Raw genomic sequence first — 12,513 nt, 5'->3', positions numbered from 1 at the left:
GACAACTCACCGATAGTGCACAGAAATCTCTCTGAATTGTCGTCCCGTACGCGGGAACCGCCTTTCCGCCCGGCCTTTTCGCGTGCTCGCAAATGCCTCGTCCACCGGCCCAGAAGGCAGGCCCGGCGGGCCTTGACGAGCCCCTTCAAGCGGCCCTTCCGCCTCATGAAAGCCGCGGTCCCGGCGTTCTAGATTGCGCCGAACAGGAGGTGCGAGCGGGATGTCCGGCCGAATTCCCGGACCGCCCGGCCCAGCCGTCCGGGCGGCGGAAAGCCGCGGCCCGGCGCGGCCGTGACGCGGGCGATCGGGCCGACCCCTCGCAACGCGCTCGGCGCCGTCCCGCGACGGGCCGACCGGTCAGCGGCGGAGGCCGAGGGCTTCCGCGGCGGTCGCCAGGGCGGCGAGGTGGTCGTCGACCGTGGCCAGCCCGGCCCGCATGGTGTCGATGGCGATGTGGGTGGCCCCGGACTCGCGCCACCGATCCGCCAGCCGCGCCACCTCGTCGGGATCGCCCCGCCAGGGGAGCCGCCCTTCCATGCCGAGCGCGGCCGGGTCGCGTCCCGCCTGCGCGGCGGCCTCCTCGACCACCGCCTTCGCCTCGTCGAGGCGCGGCCCCGGCGACATCTGCGGGAACCAGCCGTCGGCCAGCCGCCCCGCACGGCGGTAGGCGGCCGGCGACTGCGCGCCGATCCAGACGGGGATCGGCCGCTGCACCGGCAGCGGCGCCAGCCCGGCTCCGGTGACGCGGTCGAACTCGCCCTCGAACGTGATCGACTGCTCGGTCCACAGCCGCCGCATGAGCGTGATCTGCTCTTCCGCCCGGCGTCCCCGGGTGGAGAAGTCCTGGCCGAGCGCCTCGTACTCGACCCGGTTCCAGCCCAGCCCGACGCCCAGGCGGAACCGCCCCTCGGCGAGCAGATCGACCTCCGCCGCCTGCTTGGCGACCAGCGCCGTCTGCCGCTGCGGCAGGATGATGATGCTGGTGACCAGCTCGAGCTTGGTGATCGCGGCGAGGTAGCCGAACATCACCAGCGGCTCGTGGAAGGTGGTGCGCACGTCGTACGGGCCGTCCCAGCCCGTGTGCACCGCGGGGTCCGCGCCGAGCACGTGATCGAAGGCCATCACGTGGGCGTAGCCGAGCTCCTCCACGCCCTGGCCGTAGGCGCGCAGCGCGCCCACGTCGCCGCCGAGCTCGATCTGCGGGAAGACGACACCGATGCGCATGCGTACTGCCTCCAAGGAAATCCGAGGGAAACGGCTCGATCGACCAGCACCATCTTCATCAAAAAGCGCACCACTCACATGCGCGACGCTCCGGGCGGCCCCGGCCGGTGATCCGACCTGTTCCGGACCGGCGGTAACCTACGCAGCAAGCCGCGAGGAGATGGTCACCGATGAACAGGGCCGAAGGCGACAAGCACCTTCACGTCACGCCGCCCAAGACGTGGGCGGCCGGTCTGCCCGGGGTCACCCACGCGCTGCAGTACTCCCTGGGCCAGACCACCGTCCGGCGCACGGCGCTGACGCTGCTCAACGTCAACCAGACGGCCGGCATCGACTGCCCCGGCTGTGCCTGGCCGGAGCCGGGCCGCAGGCACCGCAACGAATACTGCGAGAACGGCGCCAAACACGTCACCGACGAGGCCACCTCACGCCGGGTGACCCGCGACTTCTTCCGCGAGCACCCGATCTCCGAGCTGGCCGGCCGCAGCGACCAGTGGCTCAACCAGCAGGGCCAGGCTCACCGAGCCCATGGTCAAGCGCCCCGGCAGCGACCACTACGAGCCGATCGGCTGGGACGAGGCGCTCGGCCTGCTCGCCGGCGAGCTGCGCACGCTCGACGACCCCGACCAGGCGCTCTTCTACACCTCTGGGCGGCTCGGCAACGAGGCCGCGTTCCTGCTGCAGCTCTTCGCCCGCGCGTACGGCACCAACAACCTGCCCGACTGCTCCAACATGTGCCACGAGTCCAGCGGCCACGCGCTCATCGAGACGCTGGGCGTCGGCAAGGGCAGCGTGAGCCTGTCGGACATCCACGAGTCCGACCTGGTCTTCGTCGTCGGCCAGAACCCCGGCACCAACCACCCCCGCATGCTCTCCGCCCTCGAGGAGACCAAGCGCTCCGGCGGGCGCGTCGTCGCGGTCAACCCGCTGCCCGAGGCCGGGCTGATGCGCTTCAAGAACCCGCAGAAGCCGCGCGGCATCATCGGGCGCGGCACCCGCATCGCCGACGAGTTCCTGCAGATCCGGCCGGGCGGCGACCTCGCGCTGTTCCAGGCGCTCAACCTGCTGCTGCTCCAGGCCGAGGACGAGCGCCCGGGTACGGTGCTCGACCACGCCTTCATCGAGGCGCACACGACCGGGTTCGACGAGTTCGCCGCGCACGCGCGTACCCTCGGCTGGCCCGACCTGCTCGCCGCCACCGGCCTCGACCGCGCGCAGATCGAGCGCGTGCACGAGATGGTGCTGAGCAGCAAGAAGATCATCGTGTGCTGGGCGATGGGCCTGACCCAGCACAAGCACGGCGTGGCCACCATCCGCGAGATCGTCAACTTCCTGCTGCTGCGCGGCAACATCGGCCGGCCAGGCGCGGGCGTGTGCCCGGTGCGCGGCCACAGCAACGTGCAGGGCGACCGCACGATGGGCATCTGGGAACGCCCGCCGCAGTCGTTCCTCGACGCGCTGGAGAAGGAGTTCGGCTTCACGCCGCCGCACAAGCCCGGCTTCGACACGGTCGGCGCCATCCAGGCCATGCTGGACGGCCGCGCCCGGGTGTTCCTCGGCGTGGGCGGGAACTTCGTCCGCGCCACCCCCGACAGCGCCGTCACCGAGCGGGCCATGCGCGCCTGCCGCCTGACCGCCCACATCTCCACCAAGCTCAACCGCTCCCACACCGTCTGCGGCGAGACCGCGCTCATCCTGCCCACGCTCGGCCGCAGCGACCGCGACGTGCAGGCGAGCGGCGAGCAGTTCGTCACGGTCGAAGACTCCATGAGCCAGGTCCACGCCTCGCGCGGCCGGCTCGACCCCGCCTCGCCCCACCTGCTCAGCGAGGTCGCCATCATCAGCCGGCTGGCCCGCCGCGTGCTCGGCGACAATCCGGACATCCCGTGGGAGACGTTCGAGGCCGACTACGGCACCGTGCGCGACCGCATCGCCCGCGTCGTGCCCGGCTTCGAGGACTTCAACGCGCGCGTCGCCGAGCCCGGCGGCTTCCGCCTGCCCAACCCGGTCAACGAGCGGGTCTTCCGCACTGAGAGCGGTAAGGCCGTCTTCACCGCCAACGCCTTCACCAAGCTGGAGGCCCCGCCCGGCCACCTCATCCTGCAGACGCTGCGCTCCCACGACCAGTGGAACACCGTTCCTTACTCCGACGACGACCGCTACCGCGGCATCCGCCACAGCCGCCGTGTCGTGCTCGTCAACCCCGACGACCTGGCCGAGCTGGGCTTCGCCGACCGTGACGTGGTCGATCTCGTCGGCGTCTGGCACGACGGCGTCGAGCGCCGCGCGCCCGGCTTCACCGTGGTCGCCTATCCGGCCGCGCGCGGCTCGGCCGCCGCCTACTACCCGGAGACGAACGTCCTGGTGCCGCTCGACAGCGTGGCCGACGGCAGCAACACCCCGACCTCGAAGTCGGTCATCGTCCGGCTGGAGCGCCCGGCGTCGTAGGCCGGGCCGGTCGGAGGTGCGGCGGTCTCAGCCGAGTTCACGTGTGATCAGCGCGAACGAGGCGGCGCCCATGAGCACGTACGCGAGCGTCAGCAGCACCGCCCCCGCCACGACCAGCACGCGGCGGCCCAGCGGCGGCCTCCCTGACATGTCGTCATCGTGCATAACCGGACGCTAGCATCCGATCACGGTGGGTCACCCCAGAAGTCGGGGAAAGCCGTCGCGCGGCGGAGACAGGCCGCCCCGAGGGCGCGATGCGTCACACCGCGCCGGACCCACCTCGGGGCGGAGCTTTGCGGGGCCGGGCTCAGCGCAGGGGGTCGAACTCGCGCAGCGCGGCGGGCTGCTTGCCCGTGGTGATCTGCTCGGCCAGCAGCCGCCCGGTGGCCGGGCCGTGGGTCATGCCCCACATGCCGTGCCCGCCCGCGACGTACACGCCGGGCAGCCGGGTCGCGCCGACCAGCGGGCGCCCGTCCGGCGTGACCGGCCGCGGACCCACCCAGACGTCCGTGCGCTCCTCCCACCGGACACCGTCGAGCAGCGGCCGCGCCGAGGCGATGATCGCCTCAAGCCGGGCCGGCACCAGCGGCGCGTCGGGGGAGCGGAACTCCATCGTCCCGGCCACCCGCAGCTTGCCCTGGTACGGCGTGCACGCCACCCGGACCTCCGGCAGGTAGATCGGCCCGGGAACGGGACGATCGACCGGCACCGTGAAGGAGTAGCCGCGGCCCGCGCGGACCGGCGTGCGCACGCCCCACTTCGCGGCCAGGCGAGGCAGCCACGCGCCGGTCGCCACGACCACCGCGTCCGCCGTCAGCGTCGTGCCCTTGGCCGAGCTCACGGTGACCTGCCTGCCGTCGCTGCGCACGTCGGTGACCTCGAAGGCGTACACGGTGGCGCCCCGCTTCATCACCGAGTCGCCGAGCGCGTGCACGAACGCGCCGGGATCGACGTACCGCTCGCCGTCGAGCCGCACGCCGGCGGTCAGCGCATCGGACGCGAGCGGCACGTGCTCGACCAGCCGTTCCCTGCCGAGCGGGACGTGCGCGACCTGCTGCCCGGCGGCGGAGATGCGGCGCAGCTCGTTGAGCAGCGCCCGCGCCTGCTTCGGCGTGCGGAACGCCGCCGTGATCGGGGCGTGCACGAGCGGCGCACGTACGCCGTTGTACGTGAGCACGTCGAACGCCTCGATGCTCTCCTCGTTGAGCGGCAGGTTGGCGCGCACGGCCCGGGTCCACGACGGCCACCGGCAGTTGGCGGCGAACTTCAGCAGGAACGACCACAGCCCAGGGTCGAGGGTGACCGGAACGTGCAGCGGAGCGGAGGGGTTCAGCAGCGAGCGCAGCCCGTACCGCAGCACGGAGGGCTCGTTGAGCGGGATGGCCAGCCCGGGGGAGATCCACCCGGCGTTGCCCCAGGACGCACCGGCCGCCACGCCCTTGCGGTCGACCACCTCGACCTCGACCCCGCGTTCCTGCAGGAACCACGCCGTCGACAGGCCGACGATGCCCGCGCCCACCACGATCACCTTGCGCGGCCAGCCGCTGGTGCCGTCGACCATGGCGCCGTCTCCTTCCAGCTTTCGGAAGACTCGCTTCTTACGGTGACAGGATGACCGTCCGCGGGCGGGTGAGCGCTGTGCGATCAGGACAATTCAGCCGCGCCGATTGTGCGCTTCCCACAACCGGGTCATTCGCCGAGCGCGGCGAGCTGGATGATCATGGCGAGGCGCTGGCGGGCGTCGTCCAGGTCGAGCGGGGTGATCTCGCCGATCTTGCGCAGCCGGTTCCTGACCGTGTTGGGATGCACGCCGAGCCGCTCCGCCGCCGCGACCGGGTCGCCCTGCGCCTCCAGCCAGGCCCGTAGCGTCGCCACATAGCGGGTGCCGTGCCGGGCGTCGTGCCGCCGCAACTCGCCGACCGGGCCGCGCGCCGGGGTCCGTCCGGTACGCGCGGCGGCCCGCAGCCGCTGCAGCAGGATGTCACCCCACGACTCGTCGTACACCGGCGGTGCGCCGCCCGCGCTCTCGTGCAGCGCCAGGCACTCGTCCGCCTCCTGCCGCCCGGCCGGCAGCTCCGCCGCCCCGGCCGGCGCGCCGATCCCGGCCACCAGCTCCACCTCCGCGGGCAGCGCCGCCTGCAGCGCCGCCACCCACGCCAGCGCCCCCTGCGCCTCCTCGCCCGGCAGGATCGTGTACAGCGTGTTGCCGAGCAGCGTGCTGCGGCCCGGCCGCGACCAGCCGAACCCCGTGGTGGCCCGGTCGAACGCCAGCAGCAAAGCGGCCGCCCGGTCTCTCGCGGCGCCCGCGCGTACCGCGATCACCCGCATCGGCCCCGGCGCAAGCCCGAGCTGGCTCAGCGCGGTCACCGCGTCGGCGCTGCCCTCCAGCAGCCGGATCACCAGATCCGACTCCACCTGCCGCTCCAGGTCCGCGCTCGCACGCGAGCGCAGCAGGTGCAGCGCCACCGTACGGGCTCCGTCGGACAGCGCGGTCAGCCGCCGGCCCGTCAGCGGCCGGTCGCACGTCGCCCACACCGTGCCCAGCACCTCGCGCCCGGCCCGCGCCGCCACCGCCATCCGCCCCGTCAGCCCGTGCTCGGGGTCCGGCTCCACGAAGATCGGCTCGTCGGACGCGGCCAGCCGGCTCAGCACCCCGCGCGCCTCGAACAGCTCACGCAACCGCTCGGGCACCTGCCGGGCCAGGATCGTCTCGAGCCGCGCCGGGTCGCCCGCCTGCTGCGAGCGCGAATACGCCAGCACCCGCGACAGCCGGTCCTCGATCGTCACCGCCGCCCCGACCACGTCCGCCAGGCTGTCGGCCAGCGCGAACAGGTCCGTCGGGCCCCGCCCCGACTCGGTCTCCCTGCCCTCCAGCACCAGCCCGAACACGATCCCCGCGAGCTGGCTCCACGACACCGCCGGATCCACCAGCAGCACCGCCACCCCGGCGTCCTGCGGCACCTCGCGCGCCGCCTCATCGCCCGCGCGCACCAGCACCGCCGTGGCACGGGCCTCCCGCGCCCACGCGATCGCCTCGGCGACCGAGGCCGCGCCCACCGCCAGCAGCACGTCGCCCACCACCCGGCGCTCGTCCGTGGGGTCCGGCATCGCCACGCTGCGCAGCTGCACCGTGCGGGCGTCCGTCCTGCCGGCCAGGCGCACGCCGTACCCGCCCAGCACGTTGACCAGGCGGTCCAGTCTGACCACGGGCGTTCGACCTCCTGCTCGTCGCGTGTGCGAGGGTGGCGGGACGGCTTGCTGCCGCCGTCCCGCCACGCGAATCTGCCCGCTTTAGGCTGCTTCGTACCGACGCTGGCAGGTGATGCAGAACTTGGCCAGCGGCCGGATCTTCAACCGCTCGTACGGGATGCCCGCCTCACAGCCCGAGCACCGGCCGTACGTGCCGTCCTTGACCCGCTCCAGCGCCTGCGAGAGTTCGGCGATCGCGCGGTCGGCGGCGGCCAGGTTCACCATCAGCTCCTGGTACTGGGCGTCGGCGCCCGTGCCGCCCTCCGCCTCGGCCTGCAGGCCGAGCAGCTGCCGGCTGCGCCGTTCGAGCTGCTGCTGCAGCTCCTCGCGCAGTTCCTGAAGCTGCACGCTGCTGAGGTGAGAGTCGGTCATGACGATTCCCCTTTCTAGAGGACTGGTTGGGGGGACTGGCTTGTGGGAGCACCGGGAGGAGCACGGCGGGTCGTGCCGCGGTGCGTTCATCGGCCGTACCGGGTGATCTCCGGCAGAAGGTCCGGCCGCCGGCCGATGAGGGACAGGCCGCGGATGGTCGCGTGCTCGGGCTCCGGCGCCGCGTGGACCGGCATGCGCAGGGCCGGCTGCAGGCGCTGCAGCAGCCGCTGCTGCCGGGCACCGCCTCCCGTGACGGTCAAGGACGGCACGGCCCGGCGTACGTCGTCGGGCAGCCGCCGCACCAGCGCCGCGGTCATCTCCACGACCCCGTCCAGCGCGTACGGCAGCAGCCCCGCACTCGTCGTGGCGCCGAGCTGCAGCGCGGCCGCGTCGCACACGGAGCCGCCGCACACCGCCACGGCCTCCACGATCCCCGCGCCCACGTCGAGCAGCAGGAACGGCTGCGGCCCTGAAACGTCCAGCCCGGCCCCGACGGCGGCGGCCACCGGCTCATCCACCAGCCACACCGCCACCCCACCCGCGACGCCGCTCACGTCCTCGGAGTCCACGGCCGAGTCACCGGGAGAGGTACCGGCAGGGGAGGCCGCCGGGTGACGGGCGGGATCGCCGGCTGCCGGGCCACCGATCCCGCCCGCTCTCCCGCCGACGGTGGCGGGAATCGGCGTGGTGGCGGGGCGGCCCGTGACGGCCTCGATGACGGCGGCGTGCACGGCGCGGCGGTCGCTCTGGGTCGCCGCCAGCGGGACGCCGACCAGCACCCGTTCCACGGGTTCGTCGTCGGGAGGTCTTGCGTCCTGGAGCGCCTCGCGTACCAGCCGGAGGCATGCGGCCGGGTCGGCGACCATGCCGTGGCGAAGCGGGCGTACCCGGGCCTCGGGGTCCTGGGACGAGGCGGCGAGCACCTCCGACGGACGGCCGGCGATGGCGGCTCCGCGCGAGGTGCGGGTCCACGCCGTACCGAGGTCCAACGCCACGAAGCCGCCCCCGTATTTCGCGGACTCCTGCGCCGGGCTCATGCCCCGCCTCCTGCGCGACGTCGATCCCACCGGACTCCGCTGGTCCGTTGTTGCAATGACCTGATCACGGCCATGACTGACTGGCTCCTTGCTGTAGCGAAACGACGGGGAACGGCACGATCGCCGCCCCACGAACTCGACCGCCCGCCCCTCCTCCCCACCGCGAACCCGCGCAGGGGCGGCCCCGGCATCCCGCGCCGGCCGCACCACGGCCCTCGACGTCCAGCGCGCGAGCGTCCGGCCCAAGGGCAGGGCGTCGGCCCGCCGGCCCGGTCATCGCGCTCCCGGCCCGACGCCGGCCGGCAGGCCGGACGCCGGCTCGCGGAGCCGCTCACCGGCCGGACACGGGCGAGACGTCCGGGCCACGGCCGGACTGGCATGCTCTGCGCGCAGGGCGTTCCTGCACGCGCCGGATCACCGGCCGGTCACGCGGCCAGACGTCGGGAGCGTGCCGATCGGAGCTTCTGGCGATCGGCCGCAACCAGTGCGCGCAGGGGTGAGCGCCGGACCTCCGGGCCGGTGAGGCGCCGGTTGCCCGGGAGCACCTGCGGGACGGTCAGCCGAAGCGCCACATCCCCTAGTGCCGGTCAGTCCCGCGCTCCAGCACAGCCGGAGCACGCCGAACGCCCAGCTTCGCCGAGACGTGCCGGCGCCGGTCTCGCCGAGTCACGAACGGCGAGGGCACGGCGTGTCACGCCTGCTCCGGTCCGGGCATGCGCGTTCCGGGCCTGTCCAGAGCGTGGCTGGGCCGGGCCGAGGATGTCGCGGGTCGCGAAGGGAGGAGGGGTCAGGAAAGCGGCGGGCTGCGGGAGCCCGCGGTGCGGTGGCCGACCTGCTGCGGGTCGCGGATCGCCGGGCCGTCGGAGCCGGGCGAGGGCAGGAGCGCCAGGTGGGCGGCCTCGCCGTTGCGCGTGCCGCGCAACGGCGGCCACAGCGACAGCGTGTGGTGCTCACGGGCGTTGCCCGCCTGCGGCGGCAGGCTGGACAGCTTGTCCTTGTACGCGCCCGCGAGCCACACCTGCCCGGCGGACGTGCCGGACAGGCCCGCCGGCCCGCCGCCGTACCAGGCGACGGAGAACGCGCCGGCCACCAGCAGGGACAGCAGGACCAGGCCCATCACGCCGTCGCGCGGCGAGATGAACCTCCGTGAGGTGATCCCTGGTCCCGTCATACGGCCGACCATAGCCCAGGAAGTGGGAAAAGGCATGCCCCGCCTTCCCAGGCCCCGCCTTCCCAGGCCGCGCCCGAGCCTGCGCGCCCGAGCCTGCGCGCCCGAGCCTCCGAACTTGAGCCTGAGCCCGGATCCGAGGCCGAGCCCGACGTCGAAGGCCGAGCCGGCAACCAGGGCTCGGGCTCGCGGTCAGAGGTAGTGGCCGATGTTCTCTTCGCGCCGTTCCTGCGGCGTGCGCGGTGTCGCCTTGGCGACCGCGTTCGGGCGGGTCTCCGGGCCGGCCTCGCGCCCGGGTCGAGGACGGTGATGGTGAGGTCGTCGTCCCGGACCGCGACGTGCGCGCGCTGCCCCTCGCGGAGCGTCCCGTTGAGCAGCAGCCGGGAGAACGTGTTGTCCAGCGTGCGCTGGATCATCCGGCGCAGCGGCCGGGCGCCGAAGGCCGGCTGGTAGCCCTCGCGGGCCAGCCAGTCGATCGCGGCGGGCTCCATCTCCAGCTCCACGCCCTGCGCGTGCAGCCGCCGCCTGGTCTCCTCCAGCAGCAGCGAGGTGATCTCGCGGAGCTGCTCGGCGTCCAGGCCGCGGAACATGATGATCTCGTCGATCCGGTTCAGGAACTCGGGCCTGAACCGCTGCTGCAGCAGCCGCATGAGCTGGCCCCGCAGCTCACGGGAGGCCTCGCCGGGATGGGACATGATGAGGTCCGCGCCGATGTTCGACGTCATGATCAGCACGCTGTTCCTGAAGTCGACCGTGCGGCCCTGCGAATCGGTCAGCCGCCCGTCGTCCATCACCTGCAGCAGCAGGTTGTACACGTCGGTGTGCGCCTTCTCGATCTCGTCGAGCAGGATCACCGAGTACGGCCTGCGCCGCACCTGCTCGGTGAGCTGTCCCGCCTCCTCGTAGCCGACGTAGCCGGGGGGCGCGCCGACGAGACGGGAGACCGTGTGCCGCTCCTGGAACTCGCTCATGTCGAGCCGGATCATCCGGTCCTGCTCGCCGAAGAGCGCCTCGGCCAGGGCACGGGCCAGCTCGGTCTTGCCGACGCCGGTCGGCCCGAGGAACAGGAACGATCCGATGGGCCGGTTGGGGTCGCTCATCCCGGCGCGGGAGCGGCGCACGGCCTCGGCCACCGCCCGTACCGCCTCGTCCTGGCCGATGACCCGCCGGTGCAGGTGCTCTTCGAGGCCGAGCAGCCGTTCGCGCTCCTCCTGGGTGAGCTGGGCGACGGGGATGCCGGTGGCGCGGGAGACGACCTCGGCGATGTCCTCAGGGGTGACCTCGGCGAAGCCGCAGCGGTTGCTCCTGGCCTGCTCGATGCGGGCCTTGAGCTCAAGGATCTCGTCGCGCAGCTCGCGGGCGCGGTCGTAGTCCTCGCGTTCGACCGCCTGGTCCTTCTCGCGCTGCCGGTGCTCCAGGTCCTCCTCCAGCTCGCGGGTGCCCGCCGGGGTGGTCCCGGTCTGCAGCGCCACCCTGGCGCCCGCCTGGTCCATGAGGTCGATGGCCTTGTCGGGCAGGAACCGGTCGGGGATGTAGCGGTCGGACAGCTCCACCGCGGCCACCAGCGCGTCGTCGGTGAACTTGACCTGGTGGTGCGCCTCGTACCGGTCGCGCAGGCCGCGCATGATCTCGATGGTGTCCTCGACGGTCGGCTCGGGCACCAGGATGGGCTGGAAGCGGCGTTCGAGCGCGGCGTCCTTCTCGATGTACTTGCGGTACTCGTCGAGCGTGGTCGCGCCGATGACGTGCAGCTCACCGCGGGCGAGCGCGGGCTTGAGCATGTTGGAGGCGTCGATCGCGCCCTCCGCGCCGCCGGCGCCGACGATCGTGTGCAGCTCGTCGATGAAGATGATCAGCTCCTCGCTGTGGGCGCGGATCTCCTCCATCAGCTTGCTCAGCCGCTCCTCGAACTCGCCGCGGTACTTGGTGCCCGCGACCAGGCCGGCCACGTCGAGCTGCACCACCCGCTTGCCGCGCAGCGTGTCGGGCACCTCGCCGCTGACGATGCGCTGCGCGAGGCCCTCCACGATGGCGGTCTTGCCGACGCCGGGCTCGCCGAGCAGCGCCGGGTTGTTCTTGGTACGCCGCGACAGCACCTCGACCGCCTGCGTGATCTCGTCGTCCCTGCCGATCACGGGGTCGATGCCGCCCTCGTCGGCGGCGGCCGTCAGGTCGATGCCGAACTGGTCGAGCGTCGGCGTGGTGCTCGGCTGCGGCGGCTGGTGCTGCATCGGCTCGGCGGCGCTCCTGCCCTCCTGGATGAACGACTCGGGGGTGAGCCGGGCATGGCGCAGCAGCCGTCCCGCCGCCGACAGCGGGTTGGCCGACAGCGCGAGCACCAGGTGCTGCGCCCCGATGTACGACGCCGCGGTGGCCCTGGCGGCCTGCCGCGCGTCCAGCAGGGCGCGCTTGGCGGCGGGCGCCAGGCGCACCGGGCCCTCGCGCGGCTCACGCTTGTCGGCGTTCTGCTCCACCTCTCTGGCCAGCGCCTCCGGATCGGCCCCGGCGTTCTCCAGCATCGCCCGGGTCGCCGCCACCTGGGTGGCGGCCCACAGCAGGTGCTCGGTGTCGAGATAGGCGGCGCCCCAGGATGCCGCCTTCTGGGCGGCGGTGCGCAGCAACTCGATGGCGTCCTCGCTGAGCAGCCGTTCGAGATCGACCCGCCGGTTGTACGGCGGCGGCCCGAACCCGAAGAACCTGGCCAGCAATTCGTCCATGGGGCCATAGCCGTAGTGCCAGTAATCACCAGAGGTCATGGGTCCCCCCTTCACATGACGTCGCTTCCGGGCCGCCTACCCCTGGCCGTACGCCGTAAGCACGGCGTTTCCTCTCGTGGGTGGGACGGGGGCGATCTCGCTCTGGAGGTGGCGGCGGGGCCCGCGCCGGCCTGGTCCTGGGCGCCTGCCGGACGCGCCGGCGCCGTTCCGGAGGTCAGCGCGGGGGAGTGCTCGCCTCGCCTCACCGGCCACGCCGGACGTGTCGGCGACGGCGTTCCCGGCTGTCACGGCGATCAGC

The 12,513-nt window shown here is 73.1% G+C and carries 8 protein-coding genes and 1 pseudogene; 1 reads left to right on the top strand and 8 read right to left on the bottom strand.

Going from position 1 to position 12,513, the window contains the following annotated elements:
* Positions 1–357: 357 nt before the first annotated feature.
* Positions 358–1,224 (bottom strand): LLM class F420-dependent oxidoreductase, encoded by an 867-nt coding sequence (locus tag ACFMQL_RS40480; protein ID WP_364065225.1) that lies wholly within the window; start codon positions 1,222–1,224, stop codon positions 358–360.
* Between the two features lie 170 nt (positions 1,225–1,394).
* Here ACFMQL_RS40480 and ACFMQL_RS40475 point away from each other — a divergent pair.
* Positions 1,395–3,672 (top strand): annotated as a pseudogene (locus tag ACFMQL_RS40475) (FdhF/YdeP family oxidoreductase).
* Positions 3,673–3,699: 27 nt separating this feature from the next.
* On the opposite strand, the gene ACFMQL_RS40470 reads toward ACFMQL_RS40475, so the two are convergent.
* The 7 genes from ACFMQL_RS40470 to ACFMQL_RS40440 all read right to left on the bottom strand — a co-directional run bounded on the left by ACFMQL_RS40470 (position 3,700) and on the right by ACFMQL_RS40440 (position 12,254).
* Positions 3,700–3,837, bottom strand: coding sequence for a hypothetical protein (locus ACFMQL_RS40470; RefSeq protein WP_364065220.1), 138 nt, complete (start codon positions 3,835–3,837; stop codon positions 3,700–3,702).
* 142 nt (positions 3,838–3,979) lie between these two features.
* Entirely contained in the window at positions 3,980–5,233 is a 1,254-nt protein-coding gene (locus ACFMQL_RS40465) for an FAD-dependent oxidoreductase (protein WP_364065217.1), read from the bottom strand.
* Between the two features lie 128 nt (positions 5,234–5,361).
* The gene (locus tag ACFMQL_RS40460; protein WP_364065214.1) at positions 5,362–6,879 is read right to left on the bottom strand and encodes a helix-turn-helix domain-containing protein; all 1,518 of its coding nucleotides are present in this window, start codon (positions 6,877–6,879) and stop codon (positions 5,362–5,364) included.
* A gap of 84 nt (positions 6,880–6,963) precedes the next feature.
* Positions 6,964–7,293 carry a TraR/DksA C4-type zinc finger protein gene (locus ACFMQL_RS40455; RefSeq protein WP_364065211.1) on the bottom strand — a complete coding sequence of 110 codons (330 nt, stop codon included), beginning with the start codon at positions 7,291–7,293 and terminating at the stop codon, positions 6,964–6,966.
* An 86-nt stretch (positions 7,294–7,379) separates the two neighbouring features.
* A complete protein-coding gene (locus tag ACFMQL_RS40450; RefSeq protein WP_378790036.1) occupies positions 7,380–8,330 on the bottom strand; it encodes a rod shape-determining protein in 951 nt (316 codons plus the stop codon).
* A 787-nt stretch (positions 8,331–9,117) separates the two neighbouring features.
* Positions 9,118–9,501, bottom strand: coding sequence for a hypothetical protein (locus tag ACFMQL_RS40445; protein ID WP_364065206.1), 384 nt, complete (start codon positions 9,499–9,501; stop codon positions 9,118–9,120).
* Positions 9,498–12,254 carry an ATP-dependent Clp protease ATP-binding subunit gene (locus tag ACFMQL_RS40440; RefSeq protein ID WP_378790034.1) on the bottom strand — a complete coding sequence of 919 codons (2,757 nt, stop codon included), beginning with the start codon at positions 12,252–12,254 and terminating at the stop codon, positions 9,498–9,500. Before ACFMQL_RS40440 ends, ACFMQL_RS40445 begins: the two co-directional genes overlap by 4 nt.
* Positions 12,255–12,513: the final 259 nt, after the last annotated feature.

Origin of the sequence: Nonomuraea fastidiosa, assembly GCF_042751225.1 — a bacterium.
GTDB classification, from domain to species: Bacteria; Actinomycetota; Actinomycetes; order Streptosporangiales; family Streptosporangiaceae; genus Nonomuraea; species Nonomuraea fastidiosa.
The sequence above is the reverse complement of the archived record's forward strand: the minus strand, read 5'-3'. Positions and strand labels throughout refer to the sequence as shown.